At 58.8% G+C, this 23878-nt stretch carries 29 protein-coding genes and 1 pseudogene; 6 read left to right on the top strand and 24 right to left on the bottom strand.

Features of this window, described 5'->3' with window-relative positions; all coding sequences use genetic code 11:
• Window positions 1-264: 264 nt before the first annotated feature.
• From PHN51_05270 to PHN51_05255, 4 genes are all read right to left on the bottom strand, one after another.
• Window positions 265-531 carry a type II toxin-antitoxin system RelE/ParE family toxin gene (locus tag PHN51_05270; protein MDD2818188.1) on the bottom strand — a complete coding sequence of 89 codons (267 nt, stop codon included), beginning with the start codon at window positions 529-531 and terminating at the stop codon, window positions 265-267.
• Window positions 532-538: 7 nt separating this feature from the next.
• Window positions 539-820 carry a type II toxin-antitoxin system Phd/YefM family antitoxin gene (locus tag PHN51_05265; protein MDD2818187.1) on the bottom strand — a complete coding sequence of 94 codons (282 nt, stop codon included), beginning with the start codon at window positions 818-820 and terminating at the stop codon, window positions 539-541.
• Between the two features lie 421 nt (window positions 821-1241).
• Window positions 1242-1643, bottom strand: a complete 402-nt coding sequence (locus PHN51_05260; GenBank protein ID MDD2818186.1) for a hypothetical protein — start codon at window positions 1641-1643, stop codon at window positions 1242-1244.
• Between the two features lie 25 nt (window positions 1644-1668).
• A complete protein-coding gene (locus PHN51_05255; GenBank protein ID MDD2818185.1) occupies window positions 1669-3801 on the bottom strand; it encodes an MMPL family transporter in 2133 nt (710 codons plus the stop codon).
• 243 nt (window positions 3802-4044) lie between these two features.
• Between PHN51_05255 and PHN51_05250 the strand changes: the two genes are divergently transcribed.
• Window positions 4045-4611: a TetR/AcrR family transcriptional regulator gene (locus PHN51_05250; GenBank protein MDD2818184.1), complete on the top strand. Its 567-nt coding sequence runs from the start codon at window positions 4045-4047 to the stop codon at window positions 4609-4611.
• Window positions 4612-5117: 506 nt separating this feature from the next.
• Here the strand turns inward: PHN51_05250 and PHN51_05245 are convergent.
• From PHN51_05245 to PHN51_05230, 4 genes and pseudogenes are all read right to left on the bottom strand, one after another.
• Complete coding sequence (locus PHN51_05245) at window positions 5118-5432, bottom strand: DUF86 domain-containing protein (GenBank protein ID MDD2818183.1); 315 nt, start codon at window positions 5430-5432, stop codon at window positions 5118-5120.
• Window positions 5429-5719 (bottom strand): nucleotidyltransferase domain-containing protein, encoded by a 291-nt coding sequence (locus tag PHN51_05240; GenBank protein ID MDD2818182.1) that lies wholly within the window; start codon window positions 5717-5719, stop codon window positions 5429-5431. The genes PHN51_05245 and PHN51_05240 overlap by 4 nt, the downstream gene beginning before the upstream one ends.
• Before the next feature lie 285 nt (window positions 5720-6004).
• Complete coding sequence (locus tag PHN51_05235; protein ID MDD2818181.1) at window positions 6005-6313, bottom strand: thioredoxin family protein; 309 nt, start codon at window positions 6311-6313, stop codon at window positions 6005-6007.
• 58 nt (window positions 6314-6371) lie between these two features.
• A pseudogene (locus PHN51_05230) lies at window positions 6372-6506 on the bottom strand (hypothetical protein).
• A gap of 48 nt (window positions 6507-6554) precedes the next feature.
• On the opposite strand from PHN51_05230, the gene PHN51_05225 reads away from it, so the two are divergent.
• Both PHN51_05225 and PHN51_05220 read left to right on the top strand, forming a co-directional pair.
• Window positions 6555-6944, top strand: a complete 390-nt coding sequence (locus PHN51_05225; GenBank protein ID MDD2818180.1) for a metalloregulator ArsR/SmtB family transcription factor — start codon at window positions 6555-6557, stop codon at window positions 6942-6944.
• Entirely contained in the window at window positions 6941-7522 is a 582-nt protein-coding gene (locus PHN51_05220) for a cation transporter (protein ID MDD2818179.1), read from the top strand. The genes PHN51_05225 and PHN51_05220 overlap by 4 nt, the downstream gene beginning before the upstream one ends.
• Before the next feature lie 330 nt (window positions 7523-7852).
• Here PHN51_05220 and PHN51_05215 read toward each other — a convergent pair whose 3' ends face one another.
• The 13 genes from PHN51_05215 to PHN51_05155 all read right to left on the bottom strand — a co-directional run bounded on the left by PHN51_05215 (window position 7853) and on the right by PHN51_05155 (window position 17801).
• The gene (locus PHN51_05215) at window positions 7853-9826 is read right to left on the bottom strand and encodes a cytochrome c oxidase assembly protein (protein MDD2818178.1); all 1974 of its coding nucleotides are present in this window, start codon (window positions 9824-9826) and stop codon (window positions 7853-7855) included.
• 17 nt (window positions 9827-9843) lie between these two features.
• Window positions 9844-10422, bottom strand: coding sequence for a copper resistance protein CopC (locus PHN51_05210; GenBank protein MDD2818177.1), 579 nt, complete (start codon window positions 10420-10422; stop codon window positions 9844-9846).
• 44 nt (window positions 10423-10466) lie between these two features.
• On the bottom strand, window positions 10467-11207 hold the full coding sequence (locus PHN51_05205) for a cytochrome c biogenesis protein CcdA (GenBank protein MDD2818176.1): 741 nt from the start codon (window positions 11205-11207) through the stop codon (window positions 10467-10469).
• The gene (locus PHN51_05200) at window positions 11204-11818 is read right to left on the bottom strand and encodes a TlpA disulfide reductase family protein (protein ID MDD2818175.1); all 615 of its coding nucleotides are present in this window, start codon (window positions 11816-11818) and stop codon (window positions 11204-11206) included. The genes PHN51_05205 and PHN51_05200 overlap by 4 nt, the downstream gene beginning before the upstream one ends.
• Entirely contained in the window at window positions 11815-12135 is a 321-nt protein-coding gene (locus tag PHN51_05195) for a hypothetical protein (protein ID MDD2818174.1), read from the bottom strand. Before PHN51_05195 ends, PHN51_05200 begins: the two co-directional genes overlap by 4 nt.
• Before the next feature lie 77 nt (window positions 12136-12212).
• On the bottom strand, window positions 12213-12827 hold the full coding sequence (locus PHN51_05190; protein ID MDD2818173.1) for a vitamin K epoxide reductase family protein: 615 nt from the start codon (window positions 12825-12827) through the stop codon (window positions 12213-12215).
• Window positions 12828-12832: 5 nt separating this feature from the next.
• Complete coding sequence (locus tag PHN51_05185) at window positions 12833-13519, bottom strand: thioredoxin domain-containing protein (protein ID MDD2818172.1); 687 nt, start codon at window positions 13517-13519, stop codon at window positions 12833-12835.
• 209 nt (window positions 13520-13728) lie between these two features.
• Window positions 13729-14403 (bottom strand): cation transporter, encoded by a 675-nt coding sequence (locus PHN51_05180; GenBank protein MDD2818171.1) that lies wholly within the window; start codon window positions 14401-14403, stop codon window positions 13729-13731.
• A gap of 52 nt (window positions 14404-14455) precedes the next feature.
• Window positions 14456-15316 (bottom strand): cation diffusion facilitator family transporter, encoded by an 861-nt coding sequence (locus PHN51_05175; GenBank protein MDD2818170.1) that lies wholly within the window; start codon window positions 15314-15316, stop codon window positions 14456-14458.
• 59 nt (window positions 15317-15375) lie between these two features.
• Window positions 15376-15705 (bottom strand): metalloregulator ArsR/SmtB family transcription factor, encoded by a 330-nt coding sequence (locus PHN51_05170; GenBank protein ID MDD2818169.1) that lies wholly within the window; start codon window positions 15703-15705, stop codon window positions 15376-15378.
• A gap of 26 nt (window positions 15706-15731) precedes the next feature.
• The gene (locus PHN51_05165; protein MDD2818168.1) at window positions 15732-16811 is read right to left on the bottom strand and encodes an ATP-binding protein; all 1080 of its coding nucleotides are present in this window, start codon (window positions 16809-16811) and stop codon (window positions 15732-15734) included.
• Between the two features lie 26 nt (window positions 16812-16837).
• Complete coding sequence (locus PHN51_05160) at window positions 16838-17539, bottom strand: response regulator transcription factor (protein ID MDD2818167.1); 702 nt, start codon at window positions 17537-17539, stop codon at window positions 16838-16840.
• Window positions 17532-17801 (bottom strand): hypothetical protein, encoded by a 270-nt coding sequence (locus tag PHN51_05155; protein ID MDD2818166.1) that lies wholly within the window; start codon window positions 17799-17801, stop codon window positions 17532-17534. Before PHN51_05155 ends, PHN51_05160 begins: the two co-directional genes overlap by 8 nt.
• 278 nt (window positions 17802-18079) lie before the next feature.
• On the opposite strand from PHN51_05155, the gene PHN51_05150 reads away from it, so the two are divergent.
• The 3 genes from PHN51_05150 to PHN51_05140 are packed head-to-tail and all read left to right on the top strand — an operon-like array spanning window position 18080 to window position 19888.
• Window positions 18080-18697: a DUF305 domain-containing protein gene (locus PHN51_05150; protein MDD2818165.1), complete on the top strand. Its 618-nt coding sequence runs from the start codon at window positions 18080-18082 to the stop codon at window positions 18695-18697.
• Window positions 18698-18728: 31 nt separating this feature from the next.
• Window positions 18729-18947 carry a heavy metal-associated domain-containing protein gene (locus PHN51_05145; protein MDD2818164.1) on the top strand — a complete coding sequence of 73 codons (219 nt, stop codon included), beginning with the start codon at window positions 18729-18731 and terminating at the stop codon, window positions 18945-18947.
• Window positions 18944-19888, top strand: a complete 945-nt coding sequence (locus PHN51_05140; GenBank protein ID MDD2818163.1) for a hypothetical protein — start codon at window positions 18944-18946, stop codon at window positions 19886-19888. The genes PHN51_05145 and PHN51_05140 overlap by 4 nt, the downstream gene beginning before the upstream one ends.
• A 30-nt stretch (window positions 19889-19918) precedes the next feature.
• Here the strand turns inward: PHN51_05140 and PHN51_05135 are convergent, their stop codons facing one another.
• The 3 genes from PHN51_05135 to PHN51_05125 all read right to left on the bottom strand — a co-directional run bounded on the left by PHN51_05135 (window position 19919) and on the right by PHN51_05125 (window position 23847).
• Complete coding sequence (locus tag PHN51_05135) at window positions 19919-20104, bottom strand: hypothetical protein (GenBank protein MDD2818162.1); 186 nt, start codon at window positions 20102-20104, stop codon at window positions 19919-19921.
• Window positions 20094-21188: an NlpC/P60 family protein gene (locus tag PHN51_05130; protein MDD2818161.1), complete on the bottom strand. Its 1095-nt coding sequence runs from the start codon at window positions 21186-21188 to the stop codon at window positions 20094-20096. The genes PHN51_05135 and PHN51_05130 overlap by 11 nt, the downstream gene beginning before the upstream one ends.
• A 220-nt stretch (window positions 21189-21408) precedes the next feature.
• Entirely contained in the window at window positions 21409-23847 is a 2439-nt protein-coding gene (locus PHN51_05125) for a copper-translocating P-type ATPase (protein ID MDD2818160.1), read from the bottom strand.
• Between the last annotated feature and the right edge of the window lie 31 nt (window positions 23848-23878).

Below are 23878 nucleotides of genomic sequence, written 5' to 3'. Positions count from 1 at the left end.
AAGCGCCCAGCGCTGTCCATAGAAGTCAATAGACCCAGCTTCAGTCACTCCGATACCGGGGCCAGAAACGAACAAGGCCCCCCGTGAGGAGGGCCTTGCCATGCGAACTTTCGTAGCGGGGAGAAACTGAGGATGCACGATCTTTGGGTTGCGTGCCATGCAAGATGCGCTCACAAACAGCCATTTCTGCACTCCCTTCTGCACTCCCCTGGGGGTGCAAGCCTGCACCCACCCCGCACACTTTGAAGCCTTGCTCTTACCGAATCACGGTGTTCGGTATGCGTCAGCCCTAGGACTGACCGCGAGAACCGTCACCGTCCGCGCCGCGTCGTCAATGCGGTAGATGACGCGGTAGGTGCCTCGCCGCGCACTGTGGCGATCGGCCAGCGGCGGCATGAGTTGCTTGCCCACTCGTTGCGGATTCTCCAGAAGTGGTCCGACGATGAATTCGTACGCGGCGAATGCGATCGATGAGGGAAGCCCTTCAGCGAGTTGACGCCTTGCCGTGGCGGTAATGACCAGCTCATACATCTAGGCGTCATGCACCCGTCGAGCGGGCGCGCATGACTGCAGCGAGCGCGTTGAGATCTTCCACGCGCCCCTCGGCGAGATCCGCCTCAGACTCGGTGAGCTGACGAATGAGCGCCCCATCAGCGAGTACGGCAATGGTTTCCTCCAAACGTTCCACGTCATCGGGCGACATGATCACTGCAGAAGCCTGCCCGTGGACGGTCACCGTGACCCGCTCATGCTGACCGTTGACACGACTCACCACTTCAGAAAGATGGGCCTTCACTTCAGCAAGGGGCATCGTGGACATGGTCAAAAGTATGACTATGTATCGCAACGTCGTCAACTTTGGCGCGCGGCCCGCACTGAAATGACTACAGGGTCCCTGATTTCTCAGAGACCCTGTAGCGGAAGAATCATTTAGTTGAATCTTCAAATAGTAGCGGGGAGACACCGAGGATGCACGATCTTTGGGTTGCGTGCCCAGCGAGTTACCCTCACAAACGGTTAATTTTGCATCCCCCTCTGCACCCCACTGAGGGTACAAGCCTGCACCCACCCCGCACACTTTCGTCTTGCTGGTCATGGCTTCCACAACCAGCGGCAACCGAACCCATAGCAATCCCAGGACATCGCGCTTGTCAGCGATGCATTGCGCGCTATCGCGCTTCGCATCGTCGCCGTGACACAGACGGGCGAGACGGACGAATGCACACGAGCTCCCGCTGTAGTCATGACGAGCCCGGCGACTTACGCAGAGCCGTGAGTATCCGGCGTTCCAAGTCCAGGTGCAGGTTGAGAACGGCGTGCAGGGTCCGCGTGAGGGACACCGCATCCAGGCCCGTCGTGGCCCTCGCGAGCTCGTCGACACGCGCCCGCAGGAAGCGCCATTGGGCTGCTGCAGCGTCCACCAGTAGTTCCACCGCTGCGGGTATCTCGTCGGGCCTGGGCACGACGAGTTTCTCACGTTCCGCGTGCGCGCAGATCAGTTCGGACAGAGCTTGGTGCAGTTCCTTCCTCGCTTGGTCGAAGTCGTGGCCGGTGGTGACGGCGGTGTGGATAGCCAGTGCCAGTTGGGGGAACTGCCCGAGAAGACGCTCTTCGTGGTCGACAAACCGATGATGTGCTGTCAATAGCGATCTCGATGCTGGCACGGCGTCACCGGTCTTGGGGCGCGGGGTCGTCGAGGGCATCGAGTTCGCGCTCGAAGGGATCCAGTACCGGGGCCTCCAGGTGCACTCGGGGAAGGAACCGGTCCAGCCAGCGCGGGATCCACCAGGCGCGTCGGTCGGCGATGGCCATCGCTGCGGGCACCAGTACGAGTCTCACCAAGGTGGCATCTATCGCTATCGCCACCGCAAGTCCGAACCCGAATAGGTTGACCACCCGCTGGTCGTTGAGTAGGAAACTCAGGAACACCACGACCATGACGGATGCAGCGGCGGTGATTACCCTGGCGGTGGCCGCCACGCCGTCCGCGACAGACGCGCCCGCTTCCCCTGTCCGCTGGTACTCCTCGCGAACTCGGCTGAGGAGGAACACCTCGTAGTCCATGGATAGGCCAAACAGGACCGCGAACAGCATCATCGGAGCAAAGGACTCGATCGGCCCAGGCGCCGTGCCGAGCAAGCCGCCGAGCCATCCCCACTGGAAGACCGCGACCACCAGACCGTAGGCGGCACCGACTGAGAGCAGGTTCACCACGGCCGCCTTCACGGGGATGAAGACCGACCGGAATTCCACGAGCAGGAGCAACATGCTCAACGCGACGACGAATCCGATGAACCAGATGAGGCGCTCTCCCAGTCGGTCGGCCAGGTCGACGGCCGTCGCCGTGCCACCACCCACGTGGATCGTGCCGCCAACTTGTGGCAGCACATCGGTGCGCAGCGTGTGGACCAAGGCCTCGGTCGACTCGTCCTGCGGAGAGCCAACGGGGACGACGCTGAGGATGGCGGCATCGCCGGTGGGGGTGAGTGCGGCCGCCGAAACGGACGCGACCCCCGGGACCGCGATGAGGTCGGTGCGCAACTGTTCCAGCCAGGCCTGCGCTTGGGACGGTGAGGCCGCCGAGTCGTTTTCAGCGGTGACCAGCAACGGGCCCGTCCAACCGGGCCCGAACTCGGCGGCCACAATGTCGTAGGACCTACGAGTAGTGCTGTCCTCAGGTGACGAACTGCCATCGCTGGTACCCAGGCGGATGAAGAGTAGCGGTGCAGCTAGCACGAGGAGAACCGTGGTCGAGATGACCAGGTAGGGCCACGGCCGAGCCTGGATGCGCCGGGTCCACCGGTGCCATCCGCTGACTGCCCCGCCGCCTTGGTCGAACCGGACCCGACGGATCCGGAAGCGGTCGAGCTTGCCGCCGAAGACGGCCAGCAGCGCGGGCAGGAGCGTGACGGCCGCCAGAAGGGTCGCGGCGACCGTGATCGCGCTGGCCAGACCCAGCGCCGACACGAACGGGATCCCGATGAGCATGAGGCTGAGCAGTGCGACGATCACTGTGGAGCCGGCGACTAGGACCGAACGGCCTGCGGTGGATACGGCGATAGGAATCGAGTCTCCCGGTGGGTGGCCGGTGAACATGCCCTCCCGATGTCGCGTCACAATCAGCAGCGCGTAGTCGATGCCGACGCCCAGACCGATCATCGCGGCGACGACGGGAGCGGCGGTTCCGATAGGAATCCACGCCGATAGCAGCCCCACCACCGACAGGCCGAAGATGAGAGCGAACACGGCCGTCAGGATGGGGACGACCATTGCGTAGAGCGAGCCGAAAGCCAGTAGGAGCACCACCATCGCCGCAATCAGCCCGACGGCCTCGCTGCCGCTCGGCCCGGATTCAGTCTGCGTCGCGGCACCACCGAACACCACCTCGGCACCGATGTCGCGAATACCAGAGGCCGAGGCCTGGGCCGCTTCGACCGACTCGCGGGGAATGTCCGCAGAAGCCTGATCGAAGAGCACTGTGACGATTGCAGTGTCGCCGTCCGCGGACACCGTGGCACCAGGACCGTAGGGCGATTGGACCACAGCCACGTCCGGTCCGGTGCGGATGGCGGCAAGTGCGGATTCGACAGCAGCGCGGACCCCCGGGTCCGCGATGCCTTTGTCGGTGCGAATCACGATCTGCATGGGATCCCCCGACTGATCGGGGAACCTCTCCTGCATTGTCACGCGGGCCGCCGCCGAGTCGGAGCCGGACACCGACAGGTCATTGGCGAAGGAGCCTCCTGCCAAGTTCTTCCCGGCGAGTGCCAGAACGATCAGCATCAGCCAGCCGACGATCACCAGCCACCGGTGCGCGACGGAGAACCTCGCCAGGGTTCGAAGCGGCGACCGCCTAGCCAGACTCGTGTTGGTAACTCCCGAAGTGACCACTTTGCTCGCTCCTTTGGCTGTGCGCAGCACCGCACCCTGCTACGGTAGACACGTGTCAACGCAGAGAGTAAAACACATGTATATCCACGTGTCTACTCCATGGAGGGGCATTCGGCCATGACAACGCCTGGACTGGGTCCCGCGACACCGTCCATGGGCAAGCGCCAGTTGACCCGCGACCGAATGCTCGACACGGCCCTGCAACTGTTCAGCGAGCACGGCTACCTCGGCGTCCGGGTCGAGGACATCGCGACACGGTCCGGAGTGTCGCGGGCGACGTTCTACAAGCACTTCTCCGAACGAGAGCAGATCCTCGCAGAGTTGTTTGAGCGCCTGCTGGGGACCGCATCCGAGGAGCCACCGGACTCCGGGCCGGTGGCTCAGCAGATGGTCGCGGCGGTCGAGGGTGCCGTGGCACGGATGCTCGAGCAGGAGCAGCTCGCCAGGTTCGTCTACAGCCTGCCCGTACGCCACAGCGCGCTGCTGCGTCCTGGCGTTCGCGCCACCCCGTACGTGTTCGAACAGGTCACCCGATTGCTCGAGCAAGGTGCGCGCACCGGCGAGATCCGCGCCGACATCCCCGTCCCACTTCTGGCGCGCCACGTGTTGGCAGCACTGGAAACCGCCATGCGCGACTGGGCGGAGGGTGCGGTCGACGAGCCGCTAAGCCGCGTCGGCTTGATGCTCGCGCTCAGTCTTGACGGCGTCGTCGCGCACTAGTGCTCGGCCTACATGTCCGATGCATGGACGGGTGTCGCCGGCTCGTACAACCGGTCTGAGCGTCCCGCCTTCTTCAGCATAACGAGGCATGACCTCGCAACAGAAACCGCCTGAAATGGAAGGGGAATCTCAGCCCTAAAATTCCCCACAACAAGTTCATCCAATGAACGGGCTGACAAGTGACTCACACTCCAAAACAGCTGATCTGATGAGAAGTCACATGAACCTGCTCGCCGTCGCATGAACAGACGGGAGTCGAAACGCAAAAGAGGGCCTCTCTTGTGAGAGACCCTCTTTTAGTTGATTCTTCAACTTTTTTTTGTAGCGGGGAGACATAAGTAGGGCGCGATCTTTGGGTTTCGTGCACTGCAAGATCTCTGCACGAATCCGCACTTTTGCACCCCCGTCTGCACTCCCCCGGGAGTGCAAGCCTGCATCCCACAGTCCATAAACGCAAACGATATTCCACGAACAGTTCGAAGACATGTGTCAGGCATCGCAGATCTTTAGCCTTGCAATGCGATGCTCAACTTCGGAGCCTCAACTGATGCGAACTGCCAAATCAATTCTGGCTGTGTTCGGTGGTAGTGATGAGCAAGAACGACCCGAAGGCCGGCAATGCCGACCCAATCAATTGACGGATGCTCGGCCTTGAGTTCTGCCGAACAGCTCGTCGCAGCTTCACCGATGATTTCAAGGAGTCGCTCAGCGGCACGAAGCAAGATCTCATCACTAACTGTGCCGCGGGCTTGCAGTACTTCTTCGAGTGCTGCACACGCTTCGAGGATATCGAGGCGGCGTAGGTCATCCCCACGGCTCACAGAGATACGGCCTCGGCAAGCAGATGTGCATCGCGTGTCTTGAGACTGCCAACGGGAATAACGTCAATATCGCAATCCAGCAATGCACGCAGATCGAGTTCGAGATGAATCTGATCAAGAATCGAGGCACCGGGACCGAACTCAACCAAGAAGTCAACATCGGAGTCTTCGCGATCCTCAGCTCGCGCCACCGAACCAAAGACTTTAATATCGAGGGCATGCCTCCGAGCCAAGAGACCCTTAATGTCCTCGGCATGCGCCATCACTTTGTTGCGAATTTCACCCACGCAACCATCCTAAGGCAAGAACTTCAGCACAATTCGAATCTGCCACCGGCCGACTCAGTCGACGCGCTATCACTCAACTAGCGTTCCACAACCCCATCAGGAGACATTCATCCTGGGCCATCACTGCCCCGTGCCAATCCGAAGAATTGCACCTCACCGCCGCGAGCCCAAGCGGCATGATCGCCAACCCAATCCGTCCGGGAAACCGGGTTAAGATCAGAAACAACAGGATGCTGTGTAAGCGAGATTCTTGCCCACAGGTGAGTCCGGGATCAAAGGCTCAGGTCATTGCCGCCTGAGTTCGGTGAGGATCTGCTCCAGTGTGGGGCTTCCACGCAATCCTTTAGGAGTTTGGTAGAGCCTGCAGGAAAGCCCTGGCTGTGCGTCGCCAACTGCGAAGGGGTCAAGCCCATTGATCAGGATGCTGGGAGAACCAATGAATCCCATTCGCAGCGCGTCGGCATTTGTTTCCACCCGCTGCAGTTCCAGTATCACGCCCACGTTTCCCGTTATGGCTAGAGCTTCTAAGAGCAGCGCTTCGGCTTGAATCCAGTTGGGACAACTATCGAAATACTGGAGTACCACGGTGGTCATGCCAGGATCCTCCTACAAGGCGACCGCGACCGAAAATCGTCTCGACATAAGCCACGATCTATGTGCGCGGTGCGTACATGATCACTGCAACACCGACAAGACAAAACGCCGCACCGATGACGTCAAAGCGATCGGGACGAAAACCATCCACGATCATTCCCCAAGCCTGGGAACCGGCAACAAAGATGCCGCCATGCGCCGCTAGGCCGGCTTGCTCTCAGTTCTCGCTGCGAAAACCCAAGTGAGTCTTCGCAGCGTCTTCTTCTGCCTCAAGCATTCCACCATTCGTGTGATCTCCCAAGGACACTCGTTGGAGGCGGCCGCGGCGCTATTCCGCTCCCTTGGGGATCCGACACGGTTGTCAATTGTGCAACTGCTGGCAGTTGATGAGATGCGGGTTGTTGATCTGACGACGCGTCTGCGACTGGCACAGTCGACGGTGTCAGGACATCTGGCTTGCTTGCGCGACTGCGGCTTAGTGGTGTCGCGGGCGGAAGGCCGGGCGTCAGTGTTCTCCCTAGCGCATCACGAACTGATCGACCTGCTGGGCTCTGCTGAGCAGCTTCTGGCCGCCACCGGCAATGCCGTTACGTTGTGCCCCGCGTATGGCCCGAGAGAATTCAAAAGATGAGGGAGGCGACAACGGCAGAGCAGGGGGCGACCGGTCGCGCGATTTTCTATGCAAAGTTCACGATCGTCTACAACGTCATGGAAGGCATCATCGCGGTCGCCGCCGGCGCAGTTGCCGGGGCAATTTCGCTGATCGGCTTCGGTGTCGATTCAATGATCGAAGTCGCTGCCGCGACAGTTGTTCTGGTAAGACTCCTGACCACAGTGCGCGGCGAAGAACCAGACGAAGCCAAGGAACGACGCGCTCTGAAGTTCATTGCGATCACATTCTTCGCCCTCGCCGCCTACGTCATATTCGAAGGCCTCCGCAACTTGATCATCGGGGAGGAACCAGATACCTCCATCATCGGCATCCTCATCACGGGGCTGTCGATCGTCATCATGCCGAGGCTCGCGCGAGCCAAACGCCGCGCAGGGGAGGAAATGGGTTCGAGGCTGGTCATCGCTGACGCCGCAGAGACAAAACTGTGTGCCTTGTTGAGCGTGTCCACCTTCGCGGGGCTGGTCGCTTTCGCGGTGTTTGGACTGCCTTGGATCGACTCCGCTGCAGGATTCGTCATCGCCATCTTCGCAATATAGGAAGGCACAGAGGCGTGGAAAGGCGAAGTTGTCTGCGATGACGACGCGTAAATCAATGGCCTCGCCGCCATCACTTGCGTAGGCAACTACTGACGTCAAAATCAGAATTCAAAACACCACTCAATTGAGTTATCGGAGGCCTACGAGCCAAATTGTCTCAATAACTCGGACACGTCTTCACGAAGTTTGTCGACTAAGCCTTGCAATTGGCTTCCCGCCATCTACGCCAAACAGAGTGCGATTGCGACTACTGCAAGTACTGAACGCATGATTCAAGACCGCCGGGGGCTGACTTAACGATCGCTCCACCACCGGCTTACCTCGGGTAGACTAACGAGCCCTGCGATTCAGATCCGCAAGATAGTCGTTGTAGTTTGCCATTTCTTGGTTGCCATCACGATCGGCCTGTCTGTCTTTTCGGCGGGCTTCGCGTTCATCAGTGCGCGCCCACTGAATTGACATTGCAATGATGACAATGAGGATTGGTACTTCGCCGATGGCCCAGGCTGCTTGCCCACCGGAATTTGTCTCCTGAAGTAGGTCGGTCACCCACTCGGGGCGTACCACTCCGAACCATTCAGGTGCCAGCGCTCCATTGCTCATCATGATGATGATGGCGAAGAAACCGTGGAATGCAGAAGCAATGATCAGGATCATGAACCGTTGCCAATAGGGCAGGAATCTCGGACGCGGATCAACTCCGATCAAGATCCAGTAGAACAAATATCCGGACAAGACGAAATGCGTCTGCATCGCGACGTGGCCCACATGAGTGCCCATCAAATTGGCAAATGCAGAAGAGAGATACAGCCCGTACAAGCCGAAGAAGTAGATGCCCAACACCACCAGCGGGTTGGTCAGTATCACTGCTGCTCGACTCTGGAGTGCGACCGTGACCCACTCACGCGGGCCCCATTGGCCGGCCTTTGCGGGACGCAGGGCACGAAGCGCAAGAGTTGCCGGCCCACCGAGCACAAGGAAAATCGGAACGAGCATGGTCAGCGCCATGTGCTGCGCCATATGCAGCCCTGGCGCAACATTTGCATAGCCAGCGATTCCAGCATTGGTGCACCAGAGCAACGCCGTCACACCGAGTAGCCATGCGATCGTGCGACCTAGCGGCCATCGATCGCCCCGCCGGTGCAGGCGAATGACACCGCCGATATATAGCCCAGCCAGAATCGCGCAAATAGCAAGGAACACTGGATCCGGCCGAAGACTGAGAACGACGTTCATGAAATCGGGCGGCGGCGGGTAGGCGTAGCCGACAAGTGACTCGCCCAAACTCGGAAACTGCTCCAGAACTTTGGGAGAAGGGCTTGTGGTCAGTGCGCTTCCGATACCAACCGCTAAGGCCATGATCACAATTTCAATGGTGAGTCTCAAGGTGAGTTGACTTCGGGAAGCAGGATCTGCGTTTGCCTTCTTGCCGATCCACTGGCGAAGCCCCATGCCTGCAGCAACTGCGAGGCCCAGGAGCAGCACCTTTACGATCACCAATTGCCCGTACCTCGTAGTAATCAGCTCACTGAAAGAGTTGAGCTGCGCCGCGGCATTGCCTATTCCACTGACGGCAAGTACCGCAATCGCAAATACCGTCACCAACGTCAACCGCTGAATAGCCGAGGCCATGCCCTCCCTTCGCAGCACGCTTACGAGCAGTACCGCAAGGACAGCAGCAATCCAGATACTCGCGGCGCTTGCGTGCGCAACTCCCGAAGCCAGCAGCAGCGCGTGCTGGGATGAGCCGCCGCCATGCCCAGTCACTGCGGGCAAGCACAACGCCAGCACAGTGACCAGGGCCGCAATGCCGGCGCTGATCGCAGTAGAGCCGACTGATGCCAGCCCACTCACAAAAAGTGCGGCTAGCGCCACAGCGATAAGAGTGCGGACTTGAGGAATATCTGACCAATAGGTAGCCACAACTTCAGGGCGAAGAGCCTCAGTCAGCGGTAGTCCGAGTACGTCGGCAAGGGTCCATGCAGCCTGGACGAGGCAAAGGAGTGCCCAGAAACCTGCGGCCCATGAAGTCAGTACGAGGTCTCGGCGGCCTAGCGGAGACACGACCCCGCCGCGCGCAATTGGACTAAGCAACATTGCTGAGACAGCGCACGCGAGTGTCACGATGCCAGCAATCATTGACAGCGCACGCAGGATTGGCGCGCCATCTGACACCAGAGCACCGGGGCCAGGGATACCAGGGATCGCAATGTCGTATGTCCCAACCCAAGCGCGAGCAATTGTCACAGTGACTGCAAGTAACACGATTGCGATGACTACAGCGCCGCCGACAACTAGAGGCATGCGACTTCTATGAGCGATCATTCCTGTTGACGGGCTTTCTTACGTCGTCGTTGCACTAGCACTATCCCGATACCGCCAATTGTTCCGATGGCAGCACCTATCAGCACATTCGGATCGGTCAGGGAACTCGCCCCAGATGGCTCAACAATTGCGTCCGGACTTGGCGAAATTGGCGCGGCGGATTTCTCAGTGGGCGAAGGACTCCGATTCGGGGAGAGCAGGGTGAACGTAGTGGTACCGGTTATCGGGTGGCCGTCTGTGGATACCACTCTGTAGGAGACGGTGTAGGTGTCGTTCGGAAGTTCCGCTGCCCACGGCAACACAGCACTGCGGCCCACGGCTCTGGCACTGTCCTTTGCCACGATCGTCTTGTTTTGGTTTGTGATCACGACTTTGGTGCCCGTGTTGAGGAGGTTCTCATTGAACGTCAACACCACTTCTTCGGGAGGTGCGGATATCGTCGAGCCGTCAGCGGGCACGACGCTCTGCAGATCGGTGTGTGCAGCAGCTGTGGAGATCAAGATCAAGCTCACAGCGGCGCTCGCCAGAGTTGTCGTAATGCACGTGGAGGCAAGACGGATTCGCCTCTTTGTCATTGAATTCACTATTTGGCTGACCTTTCAGGATTGTCGTGTGCGTGCTAAAGGATCGTCTGGAAATTCGGCGCGGTCACTCTCAGCCAAATAGTGAATTCTCCCCATAGCCCCGAGACCAGGAGTATTCCGACGGCTATCAGCATGGCGCCCCCCAGGCGCATGATCAGCTGCGAGTGCTCTCGCAGCCAACTCACCGCTCCTACCATCCTTTGAAATGCGAGCGCTAAGACAATGAATGGCAATCCCAATCCGAGGCAATAGGCAAGCGAGAGCGCTGCGCCTCGGTAAGCACCTCCTTCGGTGAATGCCAGGGTCTGCACCGCCGCCAAGGTTGGGCCGATGCACGGGGTCCACCCAATGCCGAATGCAATGCCCAACAGTGGTGCTCCGAGAATTCCGAATGAAGCGGCTCGATGAAAGCGCCATTCACGTTGAAGGCCTGGGATCACGCCAATAAATACCAAGCCCATGAGAATCACCAGAACGCCAAGAATTCGATTGATGACATTCTGGTACTCCAAGAGCAGATAGCCGGCGCTACCAAAAGCCAAGCCGTACGAAACGAAAACTGCGCTGAAGCCAAGGATGAACAGGACGGTGCCCAGGAGTAGGCGACTGCGAGCACCTGTGCCCGTACTCACTTCAGAACCTGTCAGGCCGGTTACGTAGGACAAATAGCCGGGAGCCAACGGCAGCACGCATGGACTAACGAAGGCGATGATTCCTGCAAGGAAAGCGATAGTCAGTGCAGGTACCAACGCCCCATTGAAGACGAGATCGGTCATTTGACCAGCAGTAGTTCGATCAGGCCACGCAAACTCGACTCACTCACTCTGCCCAGAACGCGCCCTGCGACTCTGTCTTGCTGATCGATAACGACAGTTGAAGGGATCGCTTGCGGAGGCAGTGCGCTTCCGAACTTCACTTGAAGCTCTCCAGCCTTGTCAACAATATTTGGGTAGGCGATGCCAAAGGTCTTTGCGAATGCGCGCGCGGTGGGAAGCGAATCTCGGATGTTGAGGCCCACGAATTGCACTCCCTTGCTTGCAAACTCCTTGGCCACTTTCTCCAGGACTGGTGCTTCGGCGCGACATGGTGCGCACCAAGAAGCCCACACGTTGACTACAACAATCTTGCCTTGACCCAGAGGCAGCGCATACACACCACCGTCCAATGTCGGACCCTCAAGCGCGGGAGCGGGCAAGCGTTCGGCAACCGGCAGATAAGTAATGGAGCCATCACCAGCCACGAAGCCTTGGTCGAGTGTGGTGTCATCGCTAGTCAGACTCTGGCTCGCATCAGCCAACTGTTGTGATCCGCCACAAGCCGCCAAGAGACCCAGTAACGAAAGCGAAACGAGCAAGCAGATGGATTTGGTAACTACCTGGCGGGTCATGGACGCCCGGCCAGAAGGTCACGTTCGTAGACGATCCGAGCCAGGACTTCCGCCTGGTTGAGTTGAGGATCTTCTCCACACACCAGTGTTCCAAATGGTCCCGAAAGGCGTATCTCCGCTTCGAATTCTTCGACTTGGACCTGGTTCCAGCGGTACCAGCGCTCCCACTCAGGTTTCCCATCCACTTCGCTGCGCAGCCGCAATCCGTTCGCTGTAGGAATTGCAAAGACAGACGAAGACGATTCGGCAATCTCGCTTTCGGACTGCACACGCGTGGCGATTTCCCATAATGGATCCGGCCCAATGCCCTCGCTCATGCACCATCGGACAAAGGCGAAGAGCACCCACCCAACCAGAGCGACGATAGCCAGGGAACCCAGACTGGAGACGAGCACTACTTCACGAGTCCAATAGTGACGACAATGGCGAGTATTGAGATCCACAACGCAACGAGTACAGGCATCCACTCATGCGTAAAGCTCAGGATCGACGTGACTTTTCCTGGCGGCGCCTCAGTAAGCACATGCGAAAGACATGCGCTGGCGACAGCACCAAGCGCAGTCAAGGTGGCAATCCAAACTGCGACACAGTAGAGGCACAGAGCGCCAATTTCGAATGCCGTTTGGAAGGCAAGCCAGTGAATGAAGAGCACTCCTGCCACTGTTCCGGCCAGCAGCCCCCACATGAACCAAACCTGCATGCGGGCTCGAGCAAGAATCGCCATGCTCACCGCAATCAGACAGGCAAATGCGGCAATTCCGATCAGTGAGTTGGGGATTCCGAACAAGGTCGAATGTGACGACTGCATAACACTTCTGCAATTGACTAGCGCTGACAATGAACATGCTGGTGTGAATGCTGGGTCGGCCAGCAGATGCAACTTGTCGACAGTGAGCTGCCAGGAGGCAAGCAGTCCGACTGTTGCAGCCCCGAGCAGCCACCAGCCGGTGCATCGATCCATCCGAACAAATTCGAAGCGACCAGCCGGCTTCGCCAACGGAGTAGCCATGGATTTCACGGTCGTGCCGCCAGTTTCCCGTCAATCAAGGACTGCAATTCCTGCTCACTCTGTGGCCGGATTCGCTCTCCGTTCAGAAAGAAGCTCGGTGTTCCATCAACCCCCAGCGCCAAGCCTTCTTGGCGATCCAATTCGATTCGGGCCAGAGTCGACGGGTCTGCAATCGCGGCGTCATAGCGTTGAAGGTCCAACCCAATGGACTGGGCAAAGTCGCGAAACAGTGACGCCTTGGACTCTTCCTGTTCGCCCCATTGCTCTTGGGTTTCATACATCCGCGAATACATCGCCTCGAATCGCCCTTGCTGGGCCGCCGCCTCCACAGCGAGCGCCGCATTGACCGCATTGGCATGGCTGGGAATGGGGAAATACCGCGCGATGAATCGCACTTTACCTGCGTAGGTCTTGCGCAAACTCTCAATGAATGGGTACACCGCCCGACACGACTCACACTCAAAATCGAGAAACTCCACGAGCGTCACCGAACCGTCGGCATCTGGTTGCAGAATGTGACTGTTGGTTCTCGATGTCAGAGGAGAACTCGCATCGGAGCTGGCCGGAACAGCAGCAGCCGATTCGTTGGTCTCTGATTGCCTGGTGACGATTGCGCCAGCTATTCCGATGGTGACCAAGGCGATAACGACAGCGATCCCTAGTCTCAAAGCCGTGCTGGGTCTTTTCAACATTCACCTTCCATGAAGAGTCAGGAGTTGCACAGTTGCGTGGCTCCTCATCGATGCGACGCGGTCGCGCGCTAAAGCGGCGGACCTCTCGACCTCGCAGGGGCTTTCCCAGTTATCTTCGCGGCCCGTTTGGGAGCCGAATACCAACGAAGATCAAGATTTCATGAAGATTCAGTGACTCTGGCCATAAATGGCTCCAGTCTCCGGCTTGATCAGCAGCAGGCGTCCTCGCATGTCGAAGATTCGGGTGTCACTGGGCAGCAGTGCTTGCCCTGCCAGGCGTCTAACCCCTCCCGAATCGCAACACCGGCGATCACTAATGCGACCAGCGAGTCTGCCCACCACCAACCCAAAGTGGCATTCAGCACAAGTCCCAGAAGGAGGACGACAGACAAATAGCTGCACAGCATGGTTTGAGATCCATCGGCAATGACCGAACCTGAACCTAACGAACGGCCTGTGCGACGTTGGGCGATGGACAGCGCAGGCATGATCGCGATGGACAACGAAGCCAAGACGATGCCCACGGGTGACGTCTCAGCCCGATCCCCATTGAGCAGTGACAGCGTGGAGTCAATTGCAATGTACGTGGCCAGCGCGAAGAAGGAGATGGCAATCAACCTCAGCGCGATGCGTTCACGAGATTCTGGAATCTTGTGCCTAAATTGCCAAAGAATCACGAGGCCGCTCGACACTTCGATGATCGAGTCAAGTCCGAAGCTGATCAAGGCGCCTGACCCGGCAACTGTGCCAGCCGAAATTGCGACGATCGACTCCACCGTGTTGTAACTCACGCTGGCGCCTGCGAGCAACCGAGCACGCTTACCCAGACGCTGACGCTCCGCTTTCGTCAGCTGAGGTACTGGCACTTCGTCGACTGCTGTCATTGGTTCCAATCCCGTCTGCGCCATTGCTGTTTGAGCTAGCTCAAGTGGAGAGTCACGGGTGGGCGCCGATTTCGTGCCCTGCGTGTTCAGCTGCTTCAAGTTGGAAGGTGCAGTGCTCGACATCGAAGTGTTCGTGCAGACATTCGCTTAAGGCATCTAGGACCTGACCACTACTACCGCGATTTAGAATCTCGTCTTCGACAACGACGTGCACAGAGAGCACCGGGATTCCTGAGGTCAGGGTCCATGCGTGAAGATCGTGAGCGCCGACGACGCCTGGGACTTCGAGGATGTGCTTGCGGACGACTGCAAGATCCATCCCTCGGGGTGTGGCTTCGAGAAGGACGTCGATTGCTTCGCGGAGCAAGTTCCAGGTTCTGGGCAGAATCATGAGGGCTACCAGGACTGAAGCCACCACATCTGCTCGCAACCAGCCGGTGGACCAAATGACGATGGCAGCGACGATCACCGCGATGGATCCAAGAGCGTCACCGAGCACCTCAAGATAGGCGCCCTTGACGTTCAGGCTTTCCTTGGAGCCCTTCCGCAGGAGAACCAGACCTGCTCCATTGGCGATTAGGCCCACACAGGCGAATGCAAGCATCAAGCCACCTTCGACTTCAGGCTCGTTGAACCACCGTTGCCATGCTTCAAACAGGATGAATACTGCAACGCCAAACAGCAGTACTGCATTCACCACTGCAGCAAGAATCTCTAGCCTGTAGTAGCCATAGGTGCGCGCGTCAGTGGCAGGTCGGGAAGCGAAGGTGACGGCCAAGATGGCCAGCGAAATACCAGCAACATCGGTAAACATGTGACCGGCATCAGCGAGCAAAGCAAGACTGCCCGTGACGCTGGCGCCTATGACTTCGGCGATCAGGACTGAGACGGTGAGGGCTAGGACAATGAGCATGGTGCGACGATGAGCCCCACCTGCACTGACAGAGGGACCGTGGCTATGCCCGCTGCCCATCAGTGACCTCCCGCATCTGCGTAGCAGATCTCAGGTGATTCCACTGCGAGAACGAGGTCGGCCAAATCTCGGAGTGCGTGCGCAAGTGCGGGGTCAGTCAGTTCGTATCTCACATGACGTCCCTCGGGGGTCGCTTCGATGAGGCCGCAACCTCGCAGACAAGCAAGGTGATTGGAAGCATTGGCCTTCGAGATGCCGAGTTCGGTAGCAAGAGCCCCTGAATAGGCAGGCCCGTCAAGCAAGGCGAAGAGTAGACGGCACCGCGTGGGGTCCACCAGCGCACGTCCAACTCGGGCTAGGGCATCCAATCGCGGGGCTACGGTGATCACGAGGCAACTGTACAGCAACGGCTGAACTATCGTGCGCGTCGATGCAATGGCAGGAACATAGTGAGCGTGGCACCCAAACCAGGTCCCTCGCTGGAGGCTTCCAGAGACCCCCCGTGATCGTTCACGATGGCTCTGGCGATAGTCAGCCCAAGGCCGCTGCCTCCGATGCCGGTGGAAACTCGAGCGGGATCAACGCGATGGAACCGATCGAAGATCTTGCCAATTTCCGCCTGAGGTATCCCCGCACCGTCATCAACTACTTCAATACGTACGTTTGCCTCAAGACGACTTGCAAGCACACTCACTGTGCCACCTCTGGGCGTGTGCCTAAGAGCGTTCTCGAGCAAGTTTGCCATTACCTGTTGCAGGCGAAGCTCATCGCCGTTCACGGGTAGCGCCACATCTGGTTGCTTCAGGGTCAATGCGACGCCCATCATCTGGTATCGCGGAGTCGCTGCAGCGACCGCCGCTTCGCAGGTAGCGCACATGTCAATGGGTGTCAGTTCAAGGCCCAAGGCATGCTCGTCAGCGGCAGCAGTCTCACGTAGGTCGCCCGCGAGGCGTTTGAGACGGTAAACTTGGTGTCGCATCGTCGCCCAAGCTTCAACGTCACGGACGACTACTTCGTCCTCGAGTCCATCGATATAAGCCTCAAGTGTTGCTAGTGGCGTGCGCAATTCATGCGCCAGATCGGCGAGCAGGCGCGAGCGTGCCGCCTCCGAGTCACCCAACTGGGTAGCCATGAGCGTGAAGGAGCCCGACAGTTGTTCGAGCTCGCTGCTAAATCCGGCGTGGGGCACGACCACATCGAAATTCCCTGCCGCCACAGACTCGGCCGCCCTCGCCAACTCTTCGATTGGTCGCGAGACGCGACGCACCAGTAGCCATGACACCGCGCCAGCTGCCGCAACTGACACCGCCGTGGCAACCACCACGGAAATGACAAAGGCGAATGCAAATGCTTCTTCTGCATGCTCCTGTACTACTTCAGAAACCACACCCAAATGGTTCAGGTGCTGGTGGAACAAGATTGGAGCAACGATCCAGGCAGTCACGATGAGAGCCAGTGCCCCAATTCCGACCACCATTGATTGGATCAACATCATCCGCGTGGCGAACCTGGGCCCGCCCCTCATGTCTGGATGACCAAGCCATAGCCAACAGCGCGTACCGTGCGGATGAACCGCGGGTCGGATGCATCATCTTGGAGTTTGGTGCGCAGATGACCGATGTGTACATCGACGACGTGTTCATCACCCACCCAGCCTGGTCCCCACACGGCCTCAATGAGCTGACGTCGCGTGAGCACCGCATGCGGACGGGCCATCATTGCGGCCAATAGGTCAAACTCAGTGCGCGTCAATACCACTTCGTCCCCATCGACCAGGGTTGATCGTGCTTGAACGTCCACGGTGAGACCGACGATGGACATAGGCGCCTGCGTGGCCGATAGCGGGATCGAGGAGCGCGGACGGCGCAGCATTGCCCGCACTCGCGCGATGAGTTCTCGTGGCGAAAATGGCTTGACCAGATAATCATCGGCGCCCATCGTCAGACCTAGTACTTTGTCGACCTCTTCATCACGGGCCGTCAGCATGATGATGTACGCATCGCTGAATTGGCGAATGAGTCGACATGCCTCGATTCCGTCGAATCCTGGAAGCATGAGATCCAGAACGATCAGATCAGGGCGATGCGAGCGCGCAACATCAACGGCGTCCTGCCCCGTGTGTGCGAGCGCAACATCGAAACCTTCCCGCACGAGATAGCTGCTGATTACTGCCGTCAGGGGTATCTCATCGTCAACTACAAGCACGCGCAGGCCATCAGCCATGCGCCGGCGACCCTGGGTGCTCTAGTAGCCGGCGCGCATCGGCATATGTCTGCGCGTCAATCTCACCTGCGGCGAAGCGTCGATCAAGAATCGCACGCGGTGATTCAAGAGACAACACTTTGCTCTCCCCATCGTTTTGCGTAAACCGGACGACTATCCATATTCCAAAGCCAATCAGCGCGATCCAGCAGGTCATCATGATGCCCATGCCCCACCAGTTCGCACCGGGCCAGCCCAATCCGTCTTGAATCCAGCCCATCATCGTTGGGCCTCCTTGCTTCTATGACACGTCGTTACGCTCGATTCTTGAATTGTCCCGTTGGTGGGTGCCCATCTGTGCGCAGAATCGATGAAGATTGCATAAAGGCACCTTCGCTCATCCCTTGATCAAATCTTCATCCGTTCTTTCGGGTACCTCTACTGACCCCGCTCGATGATGAATGCGCAGCAAAGAAGGAACCACCGTAGACATGCCTTGCTTCACGCCCGCGAATTCGGCCGAACCATCCTTTGCATTGCCATCACAAGGAGCAGACTCACATGAACAAACATCCTCTGGCAACCACCGCCAGCGCACTGGCAATCACCGCACTGCTAGCCACGTTCGGAGCAACACAGCCCGCCAACGCGGCCCCGACGCCAGCACCAATGAGCGAGAGCAACACGATGAAGATGGGCATGGGTGCCGCTGGCGACATCTCGTTCACCCAAATGATGCTCCCCCACCATCAGCAGGCAATCCAGATGTCCAACCTCGCGTTGAAGCATGCCAAGTCCCCACTGGTCTTGGCACTAGCCAAGCAGATCAAGGCCGCTCAGACGCCCGAGAGCACCATGCTGCGGGCATGGCTCAAGGGATGGGGTGCGCCGATGTCGCCAGCTATGGATCACTCATCCTCGGGCAGCATGTCCGGCATGACTGCAGGCTCCACCGGCATGATGAATGAGGCCGACATAGCCAAACTCGCCCGCGCCCGAGGCACGAACTTCGACAACAAGTGGCTACAGATGATGATCACCCACCATCAAGGAGCCATCGCCAGCAGCCGACAAGTCCTCAAGACCACCAGTAATGCACTGGTGCAGAAGTTGGCCAAGTCCATCATCGCCGGGCAAAGCACCGAGATAGCAACGATGAAGCAACTGCTTGCTAAGTAGATAGTTGGAACTCGAACGAGAAGGGCTGACCATGAATAAACTCGTGATTGACGTGCAGGGCATGACCTGTAGCCACTGCGTGAATTCCGTCATCGAGGAAGTCACCAAGATTGAAGGAGTGACGCGGGTCGAGGTGAACCTACAGCCAGGCGAAAACTCGCACGTGCACGTGCAAAGTAGGCAATCGCTGACGGCCGCTGATCTTCAGCCGGCAATTGAAAAAGCCGGCTACATCCTGACTGCACCATGAGACGCCGTCAGGGAGTCCATGCGCGAGCAGTAGCGCTCCTACTGATCGTGGCCGGTGCCGCAACGCTTCTGGCCGCGTGCTCATCACCCACAGGCAGCAACACCCCCGCCTCGCCTGAGGCCGCTTCATCGCGAACACAGACGCTGTCCCCTACAGAGGAACCGGTCGCCAGCGGTGAAGCAGTGAGTACGGACTCCCTGACGGGGCACGTCCACAACCTCGTACTGGTCGGCGCCAAGCTCTACTTCGGCACCCACGACGGAATTTGGAGCCAGCAACCCGGACACCAACCAGTGCGAGTATCCGACGAGGTCTTCGACACCATGGGGCTTACGCGCACAGGCAACACTTGGCTGGCCTCCGGACACCCAGGGCCAGAAATGGATGCACCCAACGATCTGGGCCTTGGCATCTCCACCAATGGGGGTCAGACCTGGAAGAAGGCTTCCCTTGGTGGGCAAGTCGACTTCCACCGACTCGTCGCCACGAACAAGGTTGTCATGGGTCTTGCCTCAAACAACGGCGTCCTATGGCGAACCGAAAACCTTGGACGTGCCTGGAAACAACTGGGTACACCCGAACTCTTCGACTTGGCCCTGGATCCCGCAAATGACGCAAATGTGATCGGTACCAGCCAGACCGGTGTCATGCGCAGCATCAACGCTGGGGCGTCATTTTCACCGGTCGCGGGCGCACCACTGCTGGCCCTCCTTGCTGCAACTCGAGGTCAAGTACTAGGCGCGAGCATTGACGGAAAGGTCTACGCGTCAACCGATGGTGGTTCGAGCTGGATTCAGCGAGGGAGCCTGAGAGCCCAGCCCGCGGCTCTGGCCGCAGACGGATCACGAGTTGCGGCACTCGTGGGCGACACGATCATGGAATCCCTCGACGGGGGGCGAACCTTCCAAGTTCGCCTCACTGGAGTCGGAGCCGCCAGCTAGAACACGTGACCGTTAGACGAATACGCATACCTAACCCGCAAGCCAGCGCCACGCAACGACCGCAGCAATGCCGACAAGCGCAGCAACGATCAGCAACATACGAAGTCGCGGACGCTTTGAGCACACTCGTGCCTTCACGAGCATGCCCGGTGCAGCAGGTCTGACGAGAATCTTCACACGCACACTCACAAGGAATCCGCGAGCATCAGATGACACGCCCGACGCCCGAGAAGCGCTCTCGATACCAGGGCCCCAAGAAGGCTATGAGTTCCACCCCATCATCTGGATTGGAAGCGCTGACCATTTTGCCGTTCCCGACGTACATTCCAACGTGGTGAGCCCCTGAGCCGAAGTAGAAGACGAGATCTCCCGGACGGATCTGCGACACTGGCACTCGTCGAGTCTGTGAATACTGTGACTTGGAGTAGTGCGTGAGTCCAACGCCGGCTTGCCGCCATGCCGCCAAGGTCAGACCCGAGCAGTCATATGATCGCGGCCCGGCCTGTGCGGCCACATAGGGCTTGCCCACCTGGGACAAGGCAAACCTCACAGCCGAGGCGGCCCGGCCGCTACCGATGTAGCCCAATGGTGTCTTCCCAGGCTTACGTCCTGGGCGCTGAACAGTTGCCGCAAGTTGTTTCTTAGCCGTCGCAGCTGCGGCCAATGCCTGCTGACGAGCCTGGGCCTTGATGCGATCCCATCGCGCGCGTTGTGCAGCTGTCATCTTTGCCAGCACCGCCTGCGCCTTGCCCAAGTTGGTGTCGGCCTCAGACTTGGCTGAAGCCATCGCGGCGTTGAACCGTTTGGCAGCAGCGACCTGCTGTGCGACCTCAGCCTGGGTTTGGCGCAGTCGCAGGGTGCTGGTCTGCCATCTGCGAAGAATTGTCTGCTGCGACTTCGCCAATTGATTGAGTGCGGCCCCTTGGGCAAGGAACGCTGACGGGTCACTCGCAAGTAGAAGTTGCAATGACGGGTCCAAAGACGCCGACATGTACGCCGAGCGAGCGAGAGCGTCGATGAGCTCGGAAGATTTCTGTAGTTCAGTTCGTTGCCTGCTGGCGCGACGCTGAAGCGTTCCAAGCTTCTGCTGGACGATGTTGAGACCAGAACGGGCTTCGTTGTACCGCTCCGTCGCGCCCTCTGCGACATGCTGTAAATCGGCAACCTGTGCCTGGATCCGTGCGATGTCCGATTTAGGACTTGCTACACCAGGTCCGACTCCGAGCAAGCCTGCTCCAAGGGAAAGGATCACGACGCCAAAGAGCATCCTGCTTCGATTGAAGTGGCTCAAGGGAGTCACAGTTGGTCCTTCCAGTCTCACCTGTGTCCTGTGGACGCTGTCTGGCTACCGCAACTCTGCGGTGTCAGGCTGTCGGAGCCCGAAATGTTCGCCCCTAGTTTCGCCAATGAATCCGGGAAGTCTCGTAGCGAACTGTGAAGATTCGATCAAGAAACAGTGTTCACAACCGCACAAGGGCTGCATCTTAGAGGCATCCCTCCTCGCGCGCTACTCCGCGATTCTAGATCTTGGCGGATCGCAAGCGCTGAGCGTTCAAAATGACCGACACGCTCGACAGGCTCATGGCCGCAGCGGCAATCATTGGGGAGAGCAAGAGTCCAGTGAATGGATACAGAATGCCTGCTGCGATGGGGATGCCTACTGCGTTATACGCAAAGGCGAACCAGAGATTCTGTTTCATGTTGCTCACGGTGGCGCGCGACACGCTGCGAGCCGCCGTGATGCCCCGCAGGTCACCCTTGACCAACGTGATCTGCGCTGAGTCAATTGCTATGTCACTGCCGGTGCCCATAGCAATGCCGATGTTGGCTTGGGCAAGTGCGGGGGCGTCATTGATGCCATCGCCGGCCATGGCCACCAAGTGGCCGTCACGTTGGAGCGCTTCGATGATGGTGAGTTTGTCCTGCGGCTTGACCCCTGCGTGGAAGGCGTCGATGCCGAGGGTTTCGGCCACTTGTTGAGCTGGGCCGGCTGCATCGCCTGTCGCCATGACTATGGATATAGCGTCGCGATGTAGGGCTTGTACGGCTTCTGCTGTGGTCTCCTTGATCGCGTCTGTGAGCGCGATCAAGCCTTCGAGACGGCCGTCGACTGCGACGTAGATGACTGTCTGTCCTTCTGGCTCGCGCCCGGTCAGGTCTGCTGACAGGGTGATGTCATTGATTTGCATGAGGTCGCGGTTACCAACGAGGACGTCGTAACCGTCGATGTGTGCGGCGACGCCATAGCCCGGCTTGGCTTCGAAATCCTGGGGGTAGTTCAGGCTCACGTTTTCCGTTCGCGCGGCCGTGGTGATGGCTCTTGCAAGTGGGTGTTCACTGGCCTGGTTGGCACTGGCAGCCATCCGCAATACGTGTTCCCGGGTGATGTCCGTGGCGGCGATGACATCGCTGACACTGGGATGACCTACCGTTAACGTGCCTGTCTTGTCGACAACGAGCGTGTCGATTTCGCGCATCTTCTCGATCGCCGCTGCATCTTTGAATAGGACGCCGTGGCGGGCGCCAAGGCCGCTGCCAATCATGACTGACATGGGAGTGGCGAGCCCAAGGGCGCATGGGCAGGCGATGATCATAACAGCTACCGCGGCGACCAGCGCATTTGTCCAGCGTGGCTCAGGGCCCACGAGCCCCCAAATGATGAACGTAGCGATCGCAATGCCGATGACAGCCATAACGAATACGCCAGCTACCTTGTCGGCCAAGCGCTGCATGGGTGCCTTAGACCGTTGTGCCTTGGCCACCATCTCCACCACTCGGGCCAGAACTGTGTCTGAACCGACTTGAGCTGCAATCACCACAAGACTTCCGTTGGCGTTGACCGTGCCACCGATGACGGTGTCTCCAGGGACCTTGTCCGTGGGAACTGGCTCACCTGTGAGCATCGACTCGTCTACAGATGACTGGCCTGATTCAACAGTGCCATCGACCGGGACTTTCTCGCCCGGTCGTACGCGCACGCGATCGCCGACCTCGACAAGGGCGAGTTTGACATCGACTTCAGTTCCATCAGACGTGATGCGGTGGGCGGTGGATGGGGTCAAGTTCAGCAACGCTTTGATCGCTTCACCAGTCGTAGCCCGTGCACGCAACTCCATGACTTGGCCCAGGAGTGTGAGAGTGCAGATCACGGCAGCAGCCTCGAAGTACACCGGAACTGTGCCATCTGACATCTGCGATGTCGGGAACGCATCAGGTGCGATAGTCGCCGCCACTGAGTACAGATAGGCAGCGCTCACGCCTAGCCCGATCAGGGTCCACATGTTCGGGCTACGATTGATGACGGACTGCGCCGACCATTTCAAGAATGGCCCCGCACACCACAACACGACAGGTGTGGCGAGCACCATCTGCACCCAGGACGCCGACTCATCGGGGACCGGCGGGAAGTGCACCATGGCCAAAGAAAGTGTGAGCAGGGACAGCGGCACCGAGATCCAAAAACGCCGACGCATGTCGTGGTACTCACGCAGCGCTGATTCGTCATCTTGGGTCGGCATCACTGGTTCAAGGTGCATGCCGCAGATCGGGCAGCGCCCCGGAGCATCCCGAATAATCTCGGGGTGCATCGGACACGTGTAGGTCGTTGCCGTTCCTGCAGCTAGAGGTACTGAGGGAGTGACTTCTAAACCTGATGTTGTCTCAAGGGGATCGTGGGTTTGGCCTTGAGCCAGACCATTTGAGATAGGCACCAAGTGCATTCCACAGATCGGGCAATCGCCTGGCGCTGGTTCAACAATCTGCGCGTGCATCGGGCACGTATACATCGGCGACGCTGCTCCAGCGAGGCCAAGCCCATTCTGAGTGAATGGCGCGACTGCGGGCACGAGATCCATGCCGCACTTCGGACACTCCGACGCGTGATCATCGACGACCTCAGGGTGCATTGGGCAAACAAATTTCGAATTTTCAAGATGTGGTGTCGGTGATCGCACACTCATAGCGCCCCACTCCGGAGTGTTCTTATGCAAC

The sequence above is a fragment of the Candidatus Nanopelagicales bacterium genome (assembly GCA_028687755.1).
Classification (GTDB): domain Bacteria; phylum Actinomycetota; class Actinomycetes; order S36-B12; family S36-B12; genus UBA11398.
Note: the sequence above shows the minus strand (reverse complement) of the source record. Positions and strands in the feature narration are given on the sequence as shown.

What these genes read in the sequence shown, in the direction of transcription:
- PHN51_05210 (MDD2818177.1), bottom strand. Translation starts at nt 10,422, where the DNA reads ATGACAAAGAGGCGAATCCGTCTTGCCTCCACGTGCATTACGACAACT.
- PHN51_05215 (MDD2818178.1), bottom strand. Translation starts at nt 9,826, where the DNA reads ATGCCTCTAGTTGTCGGCGGCGCTGTAGTCATCGCAATCGTGTTACTT.
- PHN51_05185 (MDD2818172.1), bottom strand. Translation starts at nt 13,519, where the DNA reads ATGTTGAAAAGACCCAGCACGGCTTTGAGACTAGGGATCGCTGTCGTT.
- PHN51_05190 (MDD2818173.1), bottom strand. Translation starts at nt 12,827, where the DNA reads ATGGCTACTCCGTTGGCGAAGCCGGCTGGTCGCTTCGAATTTGTTCGG.
- PHN51_05160 (MDD2818167.1), bottom strand. Translation starts at nt 17,539, where the DNA reads ATGGCTGATGGCCTGCGCGTGCTTGTAGTTGACGATGAGATACCCCTG.
- PHN51_05150 (MDD2818165.1), top strand. Translation starts at nt 18,080, where the DNA reads ATGAACAAACATCCTCTGGCAACCACCGCCAGCGCACTGGCAATCACC.
- PHN51_05165 (MDD2818168.1), bottom strand. Translation starts at nt 16,811, where the DNA reads ATGATGTTGATCCAATCAATGGTGGTCGGAATTGGGGCACTGGCTCTC.
- PHN51_05205 (MDD2818176.1), bottom strand. Translation starts at nt 11,207, where the DNA reads ATGACCGATCTCGTCTTCAATGGGGCGTTGGTACCTGCACTGACTATC.
- PHN51_05175 (MDD2818170.1), bottom strand. Translation starts at nt 15,316, where the DNA reads ATGCTCATTGTCCTAGCCCTCACCGTCTCAGTCCTGATCGCCGAAGTC.
- PHN51_05145 (MDD2818164.1), top strand. Translation starts at nt 18,729, where the DNA reads ATGAATAAACTCGTGATTGACGTGCAGGGCATGACCTGTAGCCACTGC.
- PHN51_05125 (MDD2818160.1), bottom strand. Translation starts at nt 23,847, where the DNA reads ATGAGTGTGCGATCACCGACACCACATCTTGAAAATTCGAAATTTGTT.
- PHN51_05195 (MDD2818174.1), bottom strand. Translation starts at nt 12,135, where the DNA reads ATGAGCGAGGGCATTGGGCCGGATCCATTATGGGAAATCGCCACGCGT.
- PHN51_05140 (MDD2818163.1), top strand. Translation starts at nt 18,944, where the DNA reads ATGAGACGCCGTCAGGGAGTCCATGCGCGAGCAGTAGCGCTCCTACTG.
- PHN51_05155 (MDD2818166.1), bottom strand. Translation starts at nt 17,801, where the DNA reads ATGATGGGCTGGATTCAAGACGGATTGGGCTGGCCCGGTGCGAACTGG.
- PHN51_05250 (MDD2818184.1), top strand. Translation starts at nt 4,045, where the DNA reads ATGGGCAAGCGCCAGTTGACCCGCGACCGAATGCTCGACACGGCCCTG.
- PHN51_05270 (MDD2818188.1), bottom strand. Translation starts at nt 531, where the DNA reads ATGTATGAGCTGGTCATTACCGCCACGGCAAGGCGTCAACTCGCTGAA.
- PHN51_05220 (MDD2818179.1), top strand. Translation starts at nt 6,941, where the DNA reads ATGAGGGAGGCGACAACGGCAGAGCAGGGGGCGACCGGTCGCGCGATT.
- PHN51_05235 (MDD2818181.1), bottom strand. Translation starts at nt 6,313, where the DNA reads ATGACCACCGTGGTACTCCAGTATTTCGATAGTTGTCCCAACTGGATT.
- PHN51_05265 (MDD2818187.1), bottom strand. Translation starts at nt 820, where the DNA reads ATGTCCACGATGCCCCTTGCTGAAGTGAAGGCCCATCTTTCTGAAGTG.
- PHN51_05200 (MDD2818175.1), bottom strand. Translation starts at nt 11,818, where the DNA reads ATGACCCGCCAGGTAGTTACCAAATCCATCTGCTTGCTCGTTTCGCTT.
- PHN51_05180 (MDD2818171.1), bottom strand. Translation starts at nt 14,403, where the DNA reads ATGACAGCAGTCGACGAAGTGCCAGTACCTCAGCTGACGAAAGCGGAG.